Raw genomic sequence first — 18,468 nt, forward strand, 5'->3', positions numbered from 1 at the left:
ATTAGTTTGTTTTTAAATTGGTGATGGATTGTTAACCAGGCAGTTTAGAAAAGTCCATTGGCGTCTTGATGAATGGCGCCACAATTTTTACTATCTGCAGCGGCGATTTTGCCACATCCAGCCCGTTCATATCTACCACATCGTTGGCAGCAAAAGAGGTGGGTGCGTCGAGGCTTCTGAGGAACGAAGCATGACGTGCTTCTACCGAAACTATTTTGCCGGCAGCAAGTAAATAATCGGGATTTTTAAGATACTTGCCGGCGCCATTGTATGCAGCTACGCCGGTATCTTCAAATGTTTTTGAGTACGTTACCACACTATCCCTGCTGGAAAAATCAACCATGCTAAAGTCGAATTCTATTTCGGGAATGGCCATAGTACTCAGCGCATTTTTAAAGAACTCGCGGTGTGCAATTTCGTGATCTCTGATTTGCATAAACCGCATTCTGTTGTAGTTACTGATACCACTAAAAAAGTTACTGACTACCATTGTGTAAAACGTTGCTTCCAACTGCTCCAGCAGGTAAGCATAGTTTAATACGGCAATATCACCTTCACCCATGCTAATGGCTTTGCCTGCTGCAAGGCGCTGGTCATTTGCACTTAAAAGGTTAGCACCATTGCCAAAGTTAGTTTCCTTGTTACATGCGGCTGCTACAGCAGTAAGGGCGGCTGCCCCGGTAAGTTTGGCTAAAAAGTTTCTCCTGCCGGGCAGGTAGTTGGTGGCAGGCATTTGCTCAGTCACCGGTTCGGGAATTCTGTTTTTTTGTTGCATACGTAGTGTTTCTTTAGGTAAATAAATAAGAGTGCATAAAGCTTCTTTTGGGTATTGTGGCAATACTCATGTTTAAAGATTGTTATAAGCCAGTAGTGGAATTTGGCTGATTATGTTTGTTGTAAATAGGCCGGTATTATAAGCTGCGCATCAAAGTATTGAAGTAGCCTGGCAAGCTCATGTATGTTTAAGCGAAGTATAGGATAAAGATCAATCTCCTATACCATACAAAAGGCCGCTATTCATCTATACATCAGCATAATGTCCCAGAGACATATACTTCAAAAAAGAAATGAATAGAATAGCAGAAGCGAGGAATGTAGTAAAAGAAACATTTTACTATTGGGGCAGTACCACTTCATTATTCTATTATGTATGCGTGTTAAAGCAATTAAAACAAAACCTACTCCTGAATTACGAAAAAGCAGAAAGGATGGTTTTAAATGATTGGAATTTTTTCAGCACCTGCGATCACAGCGGCAGCCGAATAAAACAAGGGCGATATGCACTCTGGTTATAATATGAAGTATATCAGCGCTGTATAAAACAGCATCAGTGCTGGGTTACAGCAACTAATTTGCTGAAGCTATTCAAATAAAAAAGACTGCATCAAAGCAGTCTTTTTCAGCATTTCATAATTATATTATCAATGCGCTATTTGCAAAATGTTTTAGTACCTGCTAAACGTATATTTCTCTATGCCTTTGCCGTTGTAATAAGTACCTACAAATGTGTTGCGGTTAAAGAAACTAATATCGTCAAAATATAAATCAATTGAGCCACCGCCATTGCTATTAGCCTGCACCTGAAAAACCTGGTGTGCATCGGTGTAGTAATTTCCATATGCATCGTAGTAACCACTGGTTTGTGTATAGCTGTTCCAACTGCCTTGCAAAAAGGAGTAACCATCATCATATTCAGCGGCGCCATTGTTATAAAAAGTAAACACGCCATCAATGCCGGGATTAAATGAATACCAACCGGAGCCATCATTTTCTGCCGCATCGGTTATTATCCACGATCCGGTGATGGGGTCGGTAGCTGGAGGTTGAGGTGCTTCTACAGTTTTAACGCACGAAGCAAAAGCAGCAGTTATCAGTAAAGCCAGTGTAAAGCGTACAATTGAGTTCATAATATCTGTTTTATCGGGTGAATGTTTTAAAGATTGCTATATAGTGTGAGATGATAAAAACACAGTGTAGTTGCAGGGCTTTTAGTTAAAAAAAATAAAAGGATTTAGCGTAAAGAAGTATATAAAAAGATAAGAATGTCGTTACCCGGATTATGTACTGGTGAAAGGGATTAGGTTATGATAATACTATTGAACCGCAGTTACATTCATTTATAATCTTATGAATACTTGAAAGGATAACCTTTGAGCATGTAAATAAATACACGTTTATTGAACCATAGCGTATAAGTAGTTATTTGCAGAGAAACACAGCGTTAATAAGATATATTCCTAATCCTATCAATCATAGGACTCTTCCCAATCACTGTTAAAAATAAAAAGCCATTGTAAAAACAACGGCCGTGCTAACCTATGAAAAACACCAATAAAATATTCCCTATGCAAAAACCAGATTAAAGGTAAACTCCTTTTTTTATGTAAAAAGGATTGCATCGGATTATAAGCTGCTTTTAAATACTTTATAATGTTCGTTTAAGGCAGCACAGTCGATCAATGATTTAAATGAAAAAATCATACTTCTTTTATCATCCAGATGTTGCATCCAAAATGCCCGGAGTTGCCCAACGGTTCCTTTAATTGCCGGAAACCCGCCCTCGTATATAAGCCAATTGCTTTGCTGAACGCCGGAAGACTTTCTAAGTAAATATGCGTATAGCCCAGCTCTTTTGCGGAAGCTATACATGTATGCATTAACTGTCCGCCAACACCTTTGCCTCTTGCAGATGGAGCTAAATAAAACTTTGCAAACTCACAATAGCCGGCGGGCAATCCTTTGGTGGGATAAATGCCGGCACAGCCTGCAACAGCGCCATCTATTTCTGCCACCCAACATACAGCATCATCCCGGTAAAATAAATGGTACAAATCATCAGTAGTTGGGTCTTCATACACTGTTCCGGCAGTGTTTACTTTAAACTCTTCAAAAGTGCGGCGGATGATATTTGCAAGTATAGCATTATCCTCTTTTCTTAGCTTTCGTATAGTACAATCTGGCATGTAGGTGTATGTTGTGTATAAGCGCAAAAATACACTGCATCCTACAGCCTCCGGTTATTTTGTTATAAGCAACAGGCAGTTATAGCGAAGTGTAAAAGATACTTAGTCTGGCTATTCAAACATTGTAAATGCAATGAACTTATTATACCATTTTCAATTAAGCAGCAAGATATAAATCCCTCTTGCAGCGTGTTGCTTGAGGCCTGCAGCTCGTGTAGGATAACTTATTTAAAAGTGGAACTTTATTTTAATTATCTCCTGTTAATCATTGGTAGTTAGCAACGCATTATTGGTGGTATCTTCCGGTGTATTTGCGGTAATAGCACTGCTGTTTGTAACTAAAACAAGGTTTTCCATAGCTTCATCCGAAATAGGCTCGTCGGGATTATTCATGTGATAATGAATGAGTTCGCGGGGTGTTAAACCTGTTTGGGGTTTATTTGGTTCATAGGTATTATCGCCAAAAGACTCACCGTTAGAAGGCCTGTTTTCCATAGGAGTGATTTATAGTAATGATAGTTAAAGTATGCTGCAAGTTGCAGGTTTTTACATTTAGTCACGTAAAAAAGAAAATGGCGGACTATTGTGTAAGTATATTCCTGTTGACTAACTTCAATTCAGCCACCATTTTTTACAATTCATTACAAAGCAACTTTGCTGCCGGTTATTTTCAAACACAACTTTATACAAGCAATACAGTAAATGGTTTTTCACCTATGGCATAAGACCTAAATCTAAACCAATGAAACCGCTTTATTACTTTTTTATTTTAGTAGCAGCGTTCACCCTGAATGCCTGCTCTAAGAAAAGCGGTGCTACTATACCCGATATGCCACGTAGTGACGTGCCGGATGCATTTACCGGCAACTGGCTGAGCGGCACTTTTGCCATGAGTGACTGGTGGAGCTACAATGGTACACAGTATGACGATAATCCTTATACACAATCAGTGGCATTTACGTTTAATAAAAGTGGTGATGCCGAATTTTACTTAGCACTTGCTTCATTTGATGGTGCTTGCCGCGCCGAAGCTTTTACGTATTACAAAGGAACGGTAACGTTTAACGAATCCGATCATTCGTTTACATTGTATCCGCAGCAAGGTAACTTTCGAGGCTTTTATTCCTGCAATCGCGACAGTAACTTCGACCGCACTGCGAACAGCAATGAACTAAACCCTTCCACATTATATTATACCATAGAAACAGATAGCAATGGTAAGGAATGGATGGTTATAAGGTTTTCAACAAACCCCAACGAAGCAGGTACTTATTTTCAAAGTACTACCTGGTAAGGATGTACAGTTTTTGATAAGGAGATAAGAAAGGAACAGCCGGCCCGAAGCCCCGTAAGGCTTTGGGTTTGTTGTTTATATGGGTAAATAATTAATCTTTTCTGTAAAACCCATGAATACTTTCCCCGCTATTGTGAGGCTTGCGATTGATTTGTATGCAATTATATTGTAGAAAGATAAAGTTATTAACTGCTGGCTTTTTATTTTAAAAAGAAGTGCTGCTGTTATTCTTTTCTTGCATAGTTATTGCCTTAAACATAGCAACTAACCATTATTTTATATGAAAAAACTCTTTGGCATACTGATGATTGCTGCAACCGTGGCGGCCTGCAACAGCAGTTCTTCTACTGAAAGCAAGGGTGAGAAGGCTGCTGATACTACCAATATATATCCAACCGATCCTGCAGCCCAAAACGAGGCAGCAACGCATAGCCAGGCTATACCGCACGATCAGGTGGATTCACTCGCCGATACTGTAGCTAACAAAGTGCCCGGCGATACTGCTGCACCACGGTAAAACATGCCTGTAGCAAAAGCATTTGCCTGTAATTTCAGGCTTTCTGTAAATTGCTCCCTGCAAGGCTTTGCCGTTTTACAAAATTGCATCATCTTTATGGTGTCATGCAGCGTATTATTATTACTATAGATGGCTATTCATCCTGTGGCAAAAGCACCCTGGCGCGTCAGCTTGCGCGGCATCTACGCTATATTTTCATAGACAGCGGCGCTATGTATCGTGCTATTACCCTATATTTTTTGCGCAGTCATATCAATATCAGCAGCAATAAACAGGTTAAAAAGGCGCTTGAAGATATTAATCTGGAGTTTTATTATAATGAAATTACAGGTGAAAATGATATTTATTTAAATGGTGAAAATGTAGCTATTCCTATACGCGAAATGCTGGTGAGCGAAGCCGTGAGCGAAGTAGCAGCTATTAAGGCAGTGCGTGCATTCGCAGTGGCACAGCAGCAGAAAATGGGAGAGCAAAAAGGCATTGTGATGGATGGAAGAGATATAGGTACTGCCGTTTTTCCCAATGCAGAATTAAAAATATTTATGACTGCCGATCCGGCAATACGTGTAGAGCGGCGGTTTAAGGAGTTGTATGCGAAAAATCCAAATATTACACTCGAAGAAGTGCGGCACAACCTTGAAATGCGCGACTATATAGATAGTAACCGCGAAGTAAGTCCGTTGCGCAAAGCTCCCGATGCAATTGTTTTAGATAATACTTATCTTACAATAGACCAGCAGTTAAAACTGGCTTTGGGCTGGGTAAAAGAAAAGCAACAACAACTACAGGCTATATAGTGCATGGATAAATGAATGTATTATTTGCAACCATTAAGGCTCGTATCTTTTTGTATTTGATGGATGTTTCCCACAACAGCATTGTAGTAATCTAAACTAAGTAATTCGTAAGGGCTGGAACTAAGGCTGTGATAGTTATTCTTCATTAAAATTCAGTATGCCTTTCAGTAATCAAAATGTAGAACATTTTAGTATGTCTGCGGCCGTGCACAAGCCCGTACGCATAGGACTTACCGGCGGTATTGGCAGTGGTAAAAGCACTGTAGCGCAAATATTTGCTGTATTAGGCATTCCTGTTTTTAATGCCGATGCAATTGCCAAGCAGCTAATGAGTAACGACGAACAACTGCGGGCACGACTGATAGAGTTGTTTGGTGAAAAGACATATGAAAATAAACTGCTGAATACAAAACATCTGGCAGAAAAAGTGTTTACCGACTCTTTTGCACTGGAGCAATTAAATGCGGTTGTGCATCCGGCAACCATTGCTGCGGCGGAGCAATGGTTTGCGGTGCAAGCTGCGCCGTATGTAATAAAAGAAGCGGCTTTGCTTTTCGAAGCCGGTACTGCTGCCGGTTTGGATGCCGTAATTGGAGTATATGCACCACAACACCTGCGCATTCACCGTGCCATCAAGCGTGATGGCACTACGCGCGAGCAGGTGCTTCACCGCATTAACCGGCAGATTGACGAGGAGATAAAAATGAAGCTATGCGATGTAGTATTTATAAATGATGAACAGCAGTTGCTGGTGCCGCAGGTGGTACATTTTCATAAGCAGCTTTTAGAAAGAATAAATGAACAAGAGACAAGACTTAAGATTCAAGCTGTTCATTCAAGTGGCAAGTGAAATAAAGCGTTGCTCTTGCATCTTAAATTTTGTTCCTTGTCTTTTGTTTTTGAATCTTACTCTTTATTTTTCCATTGCCAGTAATATTTTCTCCTGCACTGTTTTCAGCTCTTCCTTGCTCATATTTAGTTTTCCCCTGGTAAAGTTTAAATCATTGGCTGTATTAATAGGTATTAAATGTACATGTGTGTGCGGCACTTCTATGCCAATTACCGATATGCCACAACGGTTGCACCGGAACGCTTTTTCAATTGCTTTTGCTACTGGCTTGGCAAATACGAGTATCTCGGATAAATAACTATCGTCCAAATCAAAGAGATTATCCGTTTCTATCTTAGGTATTACCAGCACATGGCCTTCCACTAAAGGATACACATCCAGAAAAGCGAGAAACCGGTCGTTTTCTGCTATTTTGTAAGAAGGTATTTCGCCGGCAATAATTTTTGAAAAAATAGTCATAGCAACAATTTGAGGTAAAGATAAAAGGATAAAAAGAAATTCATGGCGTACAACAAAAAAGCGGTCTGTTAATGACCGCTTTTGATAGTAGTATACCAAGGATTTTTATTAATTCAGCACAGGATCAGTTTTCCTTTCCACTTTGCGTATGTTTTTATTCATTGTATCCAAAGCATCGTTGGCAGCATCGTCTACGTCTTCTGCTGCATCTTCCAGTTCATTTGTACTGTTATAATATTCACGCAGGTAAATAATCAGTCCTGCAGCTACAGCGCCTACAATAGTGGCAGCGATTAGTATTTTTTTCATAATAATAGGTTTTTACTTAAAGACTGCTATAAGACAATTCATGTACCAGAGTGAGAGATAGAAGGAATTAAAATAGCAACAGCGGCAATTACAACAAAAAATCCCGCAAATACAACGCTGCGGGATTTTTTGTTGTATAAAAAGAAAATTGCTTAAATAAAGATATTCTCCACCCTGAATTTCAGGAGGCCGGTAGGAGCCTGTACCTCAGCTACTTCGCCTTTTTGCTTGCCCAGCAAGCCTCTGCCAATGGGTGAGGCCGAAGATATTTTACCTTGCTTCAGGTCGGCTTCTGTTTCACCCACAATCTGGTAGGTAACCGTTTTTTTAGTAGCGATATTGGTAAAGGTTACTTTGGTTAAAATGGTCACTTTGCTCGTGTCTATTTCGCTGGAGTCCACAATACGGGCCGAGGCTATTTGCCCTTCCAGTTGGGCTATTTTAGCTTCGAGTATGCCCTGCGCCTCTTTGGCTGCATCGTATTCTGCATTTTCTTTCAGGTCTCCCTTTTCGCGCGCTTCGGCAATAGCCCTCGACGCTGCAGGACGCTGTACCGTTTTCATATGGTGCAGCTCTCCCCGCAATTTCTCAAAGCTTTCTTTGGATACATACATTACGTCGTTCATAACTCTTTTGCTTTTATACAGGTAAAAAAAATACAACGCCACACAAAGTGTGCAGCGTTGCAGATAACACCAAAAATACGTTTTTTAATGAACAAAACAATAGGGCGGCATAAAAAATCGGGGTATATTTTTTACAAAAAGACCTCTTTATTTTGATTATATAAAGAAAATTGAGATATAAGTTGCAGCTATCTGCTATTCCTGATTTTGGCAGCGTTAAATATGCTCCTACATTACGGATCTTAGCCCTGTAGCTCGAAACAAGATCGCCATTTTGCAGTCATGCGCCGCTTACCTGGTTGTATCTTGCAGTAATTATGCATCGGATTGTAGATCCAAGGATATCAAATACATATAATATATTAAAAGCAAGATGCGGTTTTTATCGGGATAAGAAGAGAATAAAAAGCATAAAAAATATGAAAATATCCTTAAAATTTGCGATTGCATATTGGCTTATAATGCGTACTGTCTTACACTTGCGTGTACAGGTGTGCAGAGCGGCATTTGTTTTACGCAAACCCCTATCTTTGCGCCCTTATAAAAAAATTTTAGTAAATCCCTAATAAGTATGCAACTGAAAGGTTTGGTGCGTTTCTTCACGATTGCTTTGATATTGATTTGCCTTTACCAGCTTTCATTTACATGGATAGTGCACAACCATGAAAATAGTATGTCTGAGCGCGCAGATGCCTGGGTGCGGGCCAATTTCCCATCGCCCGAAAAAAAATACGCCGGCGATAAAGCGCAGCAGGCTATATATGCCGACAGTTTGAATACATTTAAAAAACAGCGCCTCGCTTACCTGCTCGACAGCACCAAAGGTTCCGAAATCGGTCCGTTTGGATTGACTACGTACCAGAGTGCAAAAGATAAAGAACTGAACCTCGGTCTCGATCTACAGGGTGGTATTAGCGTAACGATGGAAGTAGGTTTGGACGGATTAATTCGTTCGTTAGCTAATTACAGTAAAGATCCGCAGTTCAATAAAGCGTTGGATAATGCAGTAGCAATCAAAGCAAATAGTGGTGATAATCTTATTAACCTGTTCAACCAGGAATACCAGAAAATTGCCGGCAGCAATGGCAAACTGGCTCCGCTTTTTGTAACGCGCAGCAACGGCAAAATAAAAGCTACCAGCTCTAACGACGAAGTACTGTCTTACCTTCAGGATCAGGCTAATAAAGCTTTCCATAATACCGAACAGATTCTCCGTACGAGAATTGACCGCTTTGGGGTAGCTTCTCCCAACATCAATCCCGATCCGGCAAAGGGCAGAATCAATATTGAACTGGCAGGCATTACCGATCCTGAGCGTGTGCGGCATTACCTGCAATCAACTGCCAACCTGCAGTTTTTTGAAGTATATAATATTGCAGAGCTGGCAGAGCCTTTACAATCGGCCGACCAGGCAATGAGTGATTATTTGAATGGTAAAAACAAGCTGGATACGTTATCTACTTTAAAAAGCGATACTACTGCTATTGGTACGGCATTATCGGCCGATACAGTAAAACATACAACAGATACTGCTACAGCAGCTATTGCCGCCAACAAGCCGGTGGATAGTACTACCATTAAGAAAAATGCAAATCCTATTTTATCTATTCTGCAGCCGGTACAGCCGCAGCAAGACCGTGATGGCAGAATGCAGTATCCGGCTTTCATTGGTTACATCCGGGCACAGGATACGGCTACATTGGGAAATTATTTAAGGCAGGATTTTATCAAAAACAGGTTTCCGAGCAATGTGGAATTTATGTACGGTAAAGTGGACAGAACCAATACTGCTGCTAATGCCAACATACTGCAACTGTATGCTGTAAAAACACTTGATAATGGCTTAGCCAAACTGGAGGGCGAGCATGTAATAGAAGCCAGCCAGGGCTATGACGAAAGGAACCGCCCTTCCATTAACATGAAAATGGATGCGGTAGGCACCCGCTTATGGGGGCAAATGACGAAAGCTAATGTAGGGAAACCCATTGCTATTGTACTGGATAATGTGGTGTACAGTGCACCTTTTGTTCAAAATGAGATACCTTATGGCAGCTCGCAAATCACTGGTAGCTTTACTACCAACGAAGCGCAGGACTTAGCCAGTATTCTGCAATCGGGCAAACTGCCTGCGCCTGCCAAAATTGTACAGGAGCAGATTGTAGGACCTACACTGGGTAAAGAAGCGGTGAATGGTGGTGCATTGGCGTTCATCATTTCGTTCGCGGTCATTTTTGTACTGATGCTCATTTATTATAACACAGCCGGATGGGTTGCAAACATTGCCTTGATATTAAACCTGTTATTCACCATCGGTATATTAGCGGCATTTGGCTTTACTATAACGGCAGCCGGTATTGCGGCGTTGGTGCTTACGGTAGGTATGGCAGTAGATACCAACGTAATTATTTTCGAGAGGATAAAAGAAGAATTATCGCGCGGCAAAGGCTACCAGACTGCCGTGAATGATGGTTACAGGCGCTCGTATGCACCAGTACTCGATGCGCACGTTACCAGCTTCCTCACTGCCGCCATCCTGTTTATATTTGGTTTAGGCCCGGTGCTTGGCTTTGCTACTACGCAAATGGTAGGTATTGTGTTGTCTTTGTTCTGCGGTATTTTAGTATCGCGCGTGGTAACAGATATTTATACCAACCGCAATCGCCATTTCCAATACTTTACGAAATTTTCTCAAAAAATATTTCAGCATGCCGCTTTCAAATTTATCGAATACCGCAAGGTTGCCTATGGTATCTCGGTAATAGTAGTGATATTAGGTATCGCTTCCTTCCGCCACGGCTTCGACGAAGGTGTGGAATTTGCCGGCGGTCGTAGCTATACTGTGCGTTTTGAAAACAAACCGAATGTGGACAAAATGCGCGATGACCTGAAAGTTGTATTTGGCGAATATCCCATTATCAAAACTGTTGACCGTGAGGACCAGTTGAATATTACTACTTCGTACAAAATACATGAAACAGGTAATAATGTGGATTCTGCTGTAGAGCAAACTTTATATAAAGGGCTTGTGCCATTTTTGCCGCAAGGCACTACTTACAGCGAATTTGCAAGCCGCTACAAACAAAGCTCGCAAACAGTGTTGCCTACTATTTCGGACGATTTAAAGCAGGGGGCTACCAAAGCGACTGTCATCGCCATCATTATGATTTGTCTGTATATTTTTATACGTTTTCGCGATTGGCGTTACTCTATCGGTACTATCGTTTCCTTGCTGCACGATGTGTTTGTAACACTCGCTGTCTTCTCCTTTGCACGTAGTATTGTGCCGTTCCCACTGGAGATCGACCAGCACTTTATTGCGGCTATCCTTACGGTGATTGGGTTCTCTATGAACGATACGGTAATTGTGTACGACCGCATACGCGAAGATTCTAAGCTGATGCGCGGCGAAAGTAAAGAAGCAATAATCAACCGCGCTATCAACCAAACGCTTAGCCGTACCATTATGACATCCCTTACGGTATTCCTCACCTTGCTTATCCTGTTTATTTTTGGTGGAGAAGTAACCCGTGGTTTTGCCTTTGCAATGTTGATTGGTGTAATCACCGGTACGTATTCTTCTATATTTGTTGCGGCACCAATCCTTGTAGATTTTGCCCGTAACAAACCTTTAGGACCATCTACGGCACCAGAAATAAAGGTGAAAAAGACAGTAGCATAATCTTTAATTTAAAAGTTTATATAAAAGGCGGCCAGTAATGGCTGCCTTTTTGTTTTTTGGTTAAATACTTTGGATGTGAACAGATAAATAATAAAAGCTACTCGTCATTCCACAATCTATCCTGACGAAAAAGCACCTGTGAGTCGCTGATAATCATACTTTCGAGTGGGCGCAATTGCAGAAGGGGAGGCTGATTACCTTTTATATTGAAAAGCATCTGATTGGTGCATTCGTATTATCCATTCTTACGATACGCCGAATTCAATCTTTTCTCTATCCGTACTTTACCATGGCAAGTGCATACCATCAACCTGCTTTTATTTTACTTAAAATCTTCTTGAACACAACGGCTTTAACATCAGCTTAATGCGTGTAAAGAAAGATAGTTCACAACTTTGCACCTGCATTTACATCCATGCTTACAAGGTTACGTACATATCTTTCTAATCTTATCATTGCAGTGGTTGCACTGCAGGTGCTCAACCTTGGCTTGTATGCACAGAATTTCGAAACCGCTCTTACTGTGAACGGAAAAGAGATCAACATCATCAACTCTGTAACGGAATATGTGGCAGAAATAGTGATGCAAAAAAAAAATGCTTTTCCCGAAAGGAAAGAATCATCCAACCAAAACAATCAAAACAGCCATGAGTTGCTGTTTAAATTTCAACCTTTTAAAGTGCCGGTCAATGACTTGCAAGACCGGCAATATGTAGCAGCGCCAACTACTCCCAACTACAATATATTTTTCCTGGCAATTTATACCAATTGCGATAAAGATATCGTATCACCGCCACCTAAAGCATAAGTTTTCCTTTAAATAAAACCTGATTGTTTCTTGTTGCCATATTATGCAATACTTGCTTTAGCTGTGTTGTAAAATGTGTGTATTCAGCAGGTTTTATTTCCGTCCTTTCTATAGAGTTAATCTTTCTTTTTACTAAACAACTTTACAAGTGATTATTTATTTCACACAGCAGCGTGTTGTACGCAGGCTGTTGATGCTGGTCGTCAGTCTGGCGGCTGCCGCTGCTTTGCATGCGCAATCTGATACCATAATCTATTCCTTAAACAACATTGACAGGCGTTTTTTAGACAGCAATCTCAACCTGCTGGCTGCTCATTACAATGTGGATGCGGGCAGGGCATTAATACAACAAGCTAAGCTGTGGCAAAACCCTATTATCAGTACCGACCAAAACATTTATGCAGGCAACCGTTTTTTTGAGCATGGTAAAGACATGTATGGCAATCCTACCGGTGAGTATTATGTTCAGTTGCAACAACTGATACAAACCGCCGGCAAACGCGGCAAGCAAATAGCACTGGCAACAACCAATACAAAACTGAGCGAATTACAATTGCAGGATGTATTGCGCAATCTGCGGTACCAGTTGCACCAGGATTACTACACAATTGCACAGTTGCTTGCAACTAAAGAGTTATTAACAGCGCAGCTTGCAAGGCTTAATAACTTGGAGAACGCTATGCAGGCGCAACTGCAGGCAGGCAATATTGCACAAAAAGATTACCTGCGCATACAGGCACTCGTGATTGCCTTGCAGCAGGATATAACAGAAAATAATAAAAACATCGTAGCAGCAGAGCAGGATATGAAAATGCTGTTGCAGGCAAATGATAATGTGTTTATTAAACCTGCTGATGTTTTGCAAAACAATGTTACACTTCCGCCGGATGTAAATGTATTGATAGACACTGCAAAAGCAGTAAATGCGCGTTATTTGTTGCAGCTTTCGCAACAAACGTATGCAGCACAAAACCTCAATTATCAAAAGGCGTTACGTGTACCGGATGTAACAGTTGCACCCGAGTTCGACCGCAACTCCAATTATGTGCCCGATTATGTGGGTTTAGGCATTTCGTTGCCATTGCCACTTTGGAACCGTAATCAGGGCAACATTAAGTCTGCTGAGTTTGGTATTAAACAACAGCAAACCGAAGTGCTTGCTGCAGCTACACAATTGCGCAGCAATATTACCAGTGCATACCAGCGGTTACTACTTACCTATCAGCAAAACAATGTTACGCAAAAAACATTTTACAGTAATTATCAAAAGCTATTTGCCAACATGTTGCAAAGCTACCAGCAGCGGCAGATAAGCTTATTGGAATTGCTGGATTTTATAGACTCTTATCAACAGGCGCAAATGCGCTTGCTACAACAACAATTTAACCTGCAGTTGGCAAAAGAAGAACTGAACTACGAAGTAGGGACCGATGTAATAAAATAAAAAATAACGTTTTAAAGAATTGAAATATATGAAAACGATACAACTTTTTGCAGCTTTTATGGGAATAGTGCTGCTGGCATCGTGCTATGCAAAAAAGCAGGATAAAACAATTACCAAAGAAAAAGATTCCTATACACTGAGCGATACGATGGCACACATGATAAAAATAGACGCTGTGCAGTTGTGCGATGTAAACGAAGAACTGGAGTTGAGCGGCGAAGTAAGCTACGATGAAAATAAAGTAGTGAAAATATACCCGCGCAGTAGTGGACAAGTGCTGCAATCGCCTTTTTCGCTGGGTGATAAAGTAGAAGCAGGACAAGTGCTGGCGGTGATAAAAAGTGCTGATGTTGCGGGTAATTATGCCGATGTAAGCAGTGCCGAAGCTGATATAGCAATTGCCAAAAGGCAAATGGAAAATGGGGAAGCTTTGTACAAAAATGGCATTGCCAGTGAACGGGAATATGAGGTAGCAAAAGAAGATTATCGAAAGGCACTGGCAGAGCGGCAAAAAATTAATGCACAAATACAAATCAACGGCGGCAGTGGCGCTACTGCCAGCGGCACTTATACATTAACGGCGCCAACAAGCGGCTACATTGTAGAGAAAAAGGTAAACGGTGGCGATTTTATCCGTCCGGATATGGGTGATAATTTGTTTACCATCTCCGATCTGAAAGATGTATGGGTATGGGCGAATGTGTATGAAGCCGATATAGCGAAAGTAAGAGAAGGAACGGATGTGCAGGTAAAAACATTGGCATATCCCGATAAAATTTATCCCGGCAAAATAGATAAGATAAGCCAGGTACTCGACCCCAACAATAAAGCATTAAAAGTACGCATCAGGCTGGATAATGCTGATATGATGCTAAAGCCGCAAATGTTTGCCACCGTAGTTGTTACCAATCCGCTCAATGAGCAGGCACTATGCGTTTCTACCAAAGCACTGATACAACAAAACGGTAAAACCTATGTAGTGGTGTACAACAACGATCATGACATGAAGATTGCTGAAGTGAATGTACTGAAAACGGTAGGTGATAAAACCTATCTAAATAGTGGCTTAGCACCTGGGCAAAAAGTAATCACCCAAAACGAAATATTCATATTTCAACAATTAGCTGGTGATTAAATAATGCCCCAGCCCTGAAGAGAGAATAGGGAAAAAAAAGTGATAAGCTGATTAATTATTAAACTAAAATGCAAACACGTGTTTTTTGAACCACAGCGGTACTGAAGTAAGGCACAGCGGAACGCGGAGATTTGCTTTATCAGTATAATCGGAAGAGATATCAGAAAACATCATTATTCAAACATTCTCCTATTCAGATAATTCGTGCAATTCCTGTTATTCGAGCTCATTAGTGCTTTAAAAATTAATCCATGAACAAGTTTATTAAAAATATCATTCACTTCTCACTACGCCACCGCTACCTCGTATTTTTCCTGACGCTGGTAATTGCAGTAGTAGGGTTTGTGTGTTATAAGAATACACCTATAGAAACCTTTCCCGACGTAACCAATACCCAAATTATTATCATTACGCAGTGGCCCGGCAGAAGTGCTGAAGAAGTGGAAAAATTTGTAACTATTCCGTTGGAAGTATCGCTCAATTCGGTACAGAAAAAAATAAATTTAAGAACTACTTCCTCTTACGGTTTAAGTTATGTGCGTCTCATTTTTGATGATGATGTGGATGATGCGTTTGCCCGCCAGCAAGTATTAAGTCGGCTGCAAAATGTAGATTTACCGGAGGAGGTAAAGCCTGAAGTAGAACCGCCTTATGGGCCAACAGGCGAGATTTATCGCTATACTCTAAAAAGTGCTACCCGCAACATCCGCGACCTGACCGAAATACAGGATTGGGTGCTCGACCGGCAGTTTAAAAGTATTCCTGGTGTAGCCGATGTAAACAGTTTTGGCGGCGAGGAAAAAGTGTATGAAATAAGTGTCAATCCCAACTATTTAGCCCAATATGGATTAACTGCTTTGGACGTATATAATGCGGTAGCCAAAAGCAATGTAAACGTAGGTGGCGATGTAATAGAACAAAACGGGCAAGCTTATGTAGTGCGCGGCATCGGGCTGCTCAATAATATCTCCGAAATTGAAAATATCATCATCACCAAAATAAATGGCGTACCTGTTCTGGTGCGCAATGTAGCTGCCGTGCAGGAGGCCGGAAAGCCGCGGCTGGGGCAGGTTTCAAGAGATACTATTCCTGATGTGGTAGAAGGTATTGTGGTAATGAAAAAAGGAGAAAACCCTTCTAAAGTGCTCGATCTTATTCATGATAAAGTAAAAGACCTGAATGAAAATGTATTGCCCAAAGATGTGCAGATTCTGCCTTTTTACGACCGTACCAATCTCATGGATTTTGCTACAGAAACAGTTATTCACAACCTTATAGAAGGTATTGTATTAGTAACGTGTATTGTGCTCATTTTTATGGCAGATTGGCGCACTACAGTTACGGTGAGTATCATTATTCCTTTAGCATTATTATTTGCCTTTATTTGTATGCGCATCCAGGGTATGAGTGCCAACCTGCTTTCAATGGGCGCAGTAGATTTTGGTATCATCATAGACGGTGCAGTGGTGATGGTAGAAGGCTTGTTTGTAGCGCTCGACCATCGTGCTAAGGAAGTAGGCATGGAGCGGTTTAATAAACTTGCCAAACTCGGCTTGTTCAAGCAGGTAGGCAGCGAAATGGGTAAAGCTATTTTCTTTTCCAAACTCATCATTATCACTTGCCTGATACCCATTTTTGCTTTCCAGAAAGTAGAAGGTAAAATGTTTTCGCCACTTGCTTACACCTTAAGTTTTGCTTTACTTGGCGCACTCATTTTTACACTTACATTAGTGCCTGCATTATCCAGTATTTTACTTAAGAAAAATGTAAGAGAAAAACACAATGTAGTTGTATCTTTTTTTGAGAATGGCATTAAAAACCTTTTTGAAAAAATGTATAAAGTGCCAAGGCTAAGTATTTTGATTGCATTGATTTTTATGGCACTTACTTTCTTCTCTGTAAAGTTTCTCGGTACCGAATTTTTGCCTGAATTAAATGAAGGTGCTTTGTGGGTAGAAAGCGAATTGCCTATGAGTGTAAGCCTGCCCGAAGCAGTAACGATGTCTGCCAAAATGGTAAGTATCCTCCGCGAGTTTCCCGAAGTAAAACAAACCTTATCGCAGGTTGGTCGCACCAATGATGGCACTGATCCCAAAGGTTTTTTTGATGTACAGATACAAGTGGATTTAAAGCCAAAAGAACAATGGCGCAAAGGATTTACCGAAGATGCTTTGATTGATAGTATGAACACGCAACTCACCAAAATTCCGGGTGTGGTGTACAATTATTCGCAGCCCATTCGCGACAACGTGGAGGAAGCTGTTGCAGGCTTGAATGCTGCTTTGGCTGTGAAGATTTATGGGCAGGATTTTACAACCTTAGACTCACTTGCTAATGAGGTAAAAGCGCAGTTAGCTACCGTAAGAGGCATAGAGGATTTAGGTGTGCTGCGCAATCTGGGACAACCCGAATTTCGCATTGAACTGGATAATCAAAAGATGGCTTTGTATGGCGTAAATACCGCCGATGCAAATGCTGTAATTGAAATGGCACTTGGTGGCAAAGCCGCTACCCAGTTGTACCAGGACGAGCGGAAATTTGATGTGCGCATCCGCTATGCCAAAGACTTCCGCGATACGCAGGATAAAATTGATAACCTGATGATCCCTACGCAGGATGGCACTAAAATTCCATTAAAAGAAATTTCCAATATCAGAACACTTACCGGACCAGCTTTTATTTATCGCGATAATAACAGCCGTTATATTGGGGTAAAATTTTCGGTGCGCGAGCGTGATTTAGGCAGCACCATTGCCGAAGCACAACAAAAGGTAAACGCACACGTGCAATTACCGCATGGTTACTTTACTACCTGGAATGGGGAGTTTGAAAACCAGCAACGCGCTTCTAAAACACTCAGTCACGTTGTACCCATTTGCCTGCTTGGTATATTCCTTATTTTATTTATCATGTTTGGCAATGTAAAAGACGCTGTGCTGGTGATTCTCAATGTACCTTTTGCATTAATTGGCGGCATTTTGGCGCTGCATATTACAGGCATGAATTTCAGCATATCAGCAGGTATTGGTTTCATTGCCTTGTTTGGTGTATGTATTCAAAACGGCGTAATACTGATCAGCGTATTTCGTAAGAATTTGGAAGCCAAAATGCACTTGTATGAGGCACTTAAAGAAGGCGTAACATCGCGTGTGCGTCCCGTAATTATGACGGCATTAATGGCGGCTATTGGCTTACTACCTGCTGCACTCAGCACTGGTATTGGCAGCGAAACGCAAAAGCCATTAGCTATTGTAGTGATTGGCGGATTGGTAACTTCTACCATTCTCACCTTGCTTATTCTCCCGCTCATTTATGCGCAGGTGTATAACCTGATGCACAAGAGAGCCAATCGTAAGCTTCTACGAAAAGTAGGTGTTATTAGTCAGGGATAATCTGGCGAATAATAGAATATGGCTAATAATAGCACACGGATGGACACAGACTAAAGCACGGATTTATTTCTGGATAGTGATGGAACTGAGGAGGAAAGCTGATTAAACTGATTCATCTACATAATGAATCCTTTCCTATCCGTGCCGCAGCCGAGTTATCTGCGCTATCAAATTCGTGTAATTCGTATTTGAATA

General features: G+C 41.1%; 17 protein-coding genes. 10 read left to right on the forward strand and 7 right to left on the reverse strand.

Annotated features, from left to right (window positions below):
• Positions 1 to 31 precede the first annotated feature (31 nt).
• Positions 32 to 775 carry a ferritin-like domain-containing protein gene (locus FC093_RS16835; RefSeq protein WP_137262970.1) on the reverse strand — a complete coding sequence of 248 codons (744 nt, stop codon included), beginning with the start codon at positions 773 to 775 and terminating at the stop codon, positions 32 to 34.
• A 292-nt stretch (positions 776 to 1,067) separates the two neighbouring features.
• On the opposite strand from FC093_RS16835, the gene FC093_RS16840 reads away from it, so the two are divergent.
• Positions 1,068 to 1,295 carry a hypothetical protein gene (locus FC093_RS16840; protein ID WP_137262971.1) on the forward strand — a complete coding sequence of 76 codons (228 nt, stop codon included), beginning with the start codon at positions 1,068 to 1,070 and terminating at the stop codon, positions 1,293 to 1,295.
• Positions 1,296 to 1,445: 150 nt separating this feature from the next.
• Here the strand turns inward: FC093_RS16840 and FC093_RS16845 are convergent, their stop codons facing one another.
• The 3 genes from FC093_RS16845 to FC093_RS16855 form a co-directional block, all read right to left on the reverse strand.
• Positions 1,446 to 1,907 carry a hypothetical protein gene (locus FC093_RS16845; RefSeq protein WP_137262972.1) on the reverse strand — a complete coding sequence of 154 codons (462 nt, stop codon included), beginning with the start codon at positions 1,905 to 1,907 and terminating at the stop codon, positions 1,446 to 1,448.
• A 570-nt stretch (positions 1,908 to 2,477) separates the two neighbouring features.
• Positions 2,478 to 2,963 carry a GNAT family N-acetyltransferase gene (locus FC093_RS16850; protein ID WP_137262973.1) on the reverse strand — a complete coding sequence of 162 codons (486 nt, stop codon included), beginning with the start codon at positions 2,961 to 2,963 and terminating at the stop codon, positions 2,478 to 2,480.
• 261 nt (positions 2,964 to 3,224) lie between these two features.
• Complete coding sequence (locus FC093_RS16855; RefSeq protein ID WP_137262974.1) at positions 3,225 to 3,458, reverse strand: hypothetical protein; 234 nt, start codon at positions 3,456 to 3,458, stop codon at positions 3,225 to 3,227.
• A gap of 247 nt (positions 3,459 to 3,705) precedes the next feature.
• Between FC093_RS16855 and FC093_RS16860 the strand changes: the two genes are divergently transcribed.
• From FC093_RS16860 to coaE, 4 genes are all read left to right on the forward strand, one after another.
• A complete protein-coding gene (locus FC093_RS16860; RefSeq protein ID WP_137262975.1) occupies positions 3,706 to 4,257 on the forward strand; it encodes a hypothetical protein in 552 nt (183 codons plus the stop codon).
• 280 nt (positions 4,258 to 4,537) lie between these two features.
• Positions 4,538 to 4,774 (forward strand): hypothetical protein, encoded by a 237-nt coding sequence (locus FC093_RS16865; protein WP_137262976.1) that lies wholly within the window; start codon positions 4,538 to 4,540, stop codon positions 4,772 to 4,774.
• A 104-nt stretch (positions 4,775 to 4,878) separates the two neighbouring features.
• Positions 4,879 to 5,571 (forward strand): (d)CMP kinase, encoded by a 693-nt coding sequence (cmk, locus tag FC093_RS16870; RefSeq protein ID WP_137262977.1) that lies wholly within the window; start codon positions 4,879 to 4,881, stop codon positions 5,569 to 5,571.
• A 157-nt stretch (positions 5,572 to 5,728) separates the two neighbouring features.
• The gene (coaE, locus tag FC093_RS16875) at positions 5,729 to 6,421 is read left to right on the forward strand and encodes a dephospho-CoA kinase (RefSeq protein ID WP_240743339.1); all 693 of its coding nucleotides are present in this window, start codon (positions 5,729 to 5,731) and stop codon (positions 6,419 to 6,421) included.
• Positions 6,422 to 6,484: 63 nt separating this feature from the next.
• Here the strand turns inward: coaE and FC093_RS16880 are convergent, their stop codons facing one another.
• The 3 genes from FC093_RS16880 to greA all read right to left on the reverse strand — a co-directional run bounded on the left by FC093_RS16880 (position 6,485) and on the right by greA (position 7,815).
• Complete coding sequence (locus FC093_RS16880) at positions 6,485 to 6,880, reverse strand: HIT family protein (RefSeq protein WP_137262978.1); 396 nt, start codon at positions 6,878 to 6,880, stop codon at positions 6,485 to 6,487.
• Between the two features lie 108 nt (positions 6,881 to 6,988).
• A complete protein-coding gene (locus tag FC093_RS16885) occupies positions 6,989 to 7,189 on the reverse strand; it encodes a hypothetical protein (RefSeq protein ID WP_137262979.1) in 201 nt (66 codons plus the stop codon).
• Positions 7,190 to 7,341: 152 nt separating this feature from the next.
• Positions 7,342 to 7,815: a transcription elongation factor GreA gene (gene greA, locus FC093_RS16890; protein WP_137262980.1), complete on the reverse strand. Its 474-nt coding sequence runs from the start codon at positions 7,813 to 7,815 to the stop codon at positions 7,342 to 7,344.
• A 571-nt stretch (positions 7,816 to 8,386) separates the two neighbouring features.
• On the opposite strand from greA, the gene secDF reads away from it, so the two are divergent.
• The 5 genes from secDF (at position 8,387) to FC093_RS16915 (ending at position 18,273) form a co-directional block, all read left to right on the forward strand.
• Entirely contained in the window at positions 8,387 to 11,494 is a 3,108-nt protein-coding gene (secDF, locus tag FC093_RS16895; protein WP_137262981.1) for a protein translocase subunit SecDF, read from the forward strand.
• 415 nt (positions 11,495 to 11,909) lie between these two features.
• Positions 11,910 to 12,302 (forward strand): hypothetical protein, encoded by a 393-nt coding sequence (locus FC093_RS16900; RefSeq protein ID WP_137262982.1) that lies wholly within the window; start codon positions 11,910 to 11,912, stop codon positions 12,300 to 12,302.
• 148 nt (positions 12,303 to 12,450) lie between these two features.
• Positions 12,451 to 13,746: a TolC family protein gene (locus FC093_RS16905; RefSeq protein ID WP_137262983.1), complete on the forward strand. Its 1,296-nt coding sequence runs from the start codon at positions 12,451 to 12,453 to the stop codon at positions 13,744 to 13,746.
• A 28-nt stretch (positions 13,747 to 13,774) separates the two neighbouring features.
• A complete protein-coding gene (locus FC093_RS16910) occupies positions 13,775 to 14,881 on the forward strand; it encodes an efflux RND transporter periplasmic adaptor subunit (RefSeq protein ID WP_137262984.1) in 1,107 nt (368 codons plus the stop codon).
• A gap of 251 nt (positions 14,882 to 15,132) precedes the next feature.
• On the forward strand, positions 15,133 to 18,273 hold the full coding sequence (locus FC093_RS16915; RefSeq protein ID WP_137262985.1) for an efflux RND transporter permease subunit: 3,141 nt from the start codon (positions 15,133 to 15,135) through the stop codon (positions 18,271 to 18,273).
• Positions 18,274 to 18,468 lie beyond the last annotated feature (195 nt).

Origin of the sequence: Ilyomonas limi, assembly GCF_005233845.1 — a bacterium.
Classification (GTDB): Bacteria; Bacteroidota; Bacteroidia; order Chitinophagales; family Chitinophagaceae; genus Ilyomonas; species Ilyomonas limi.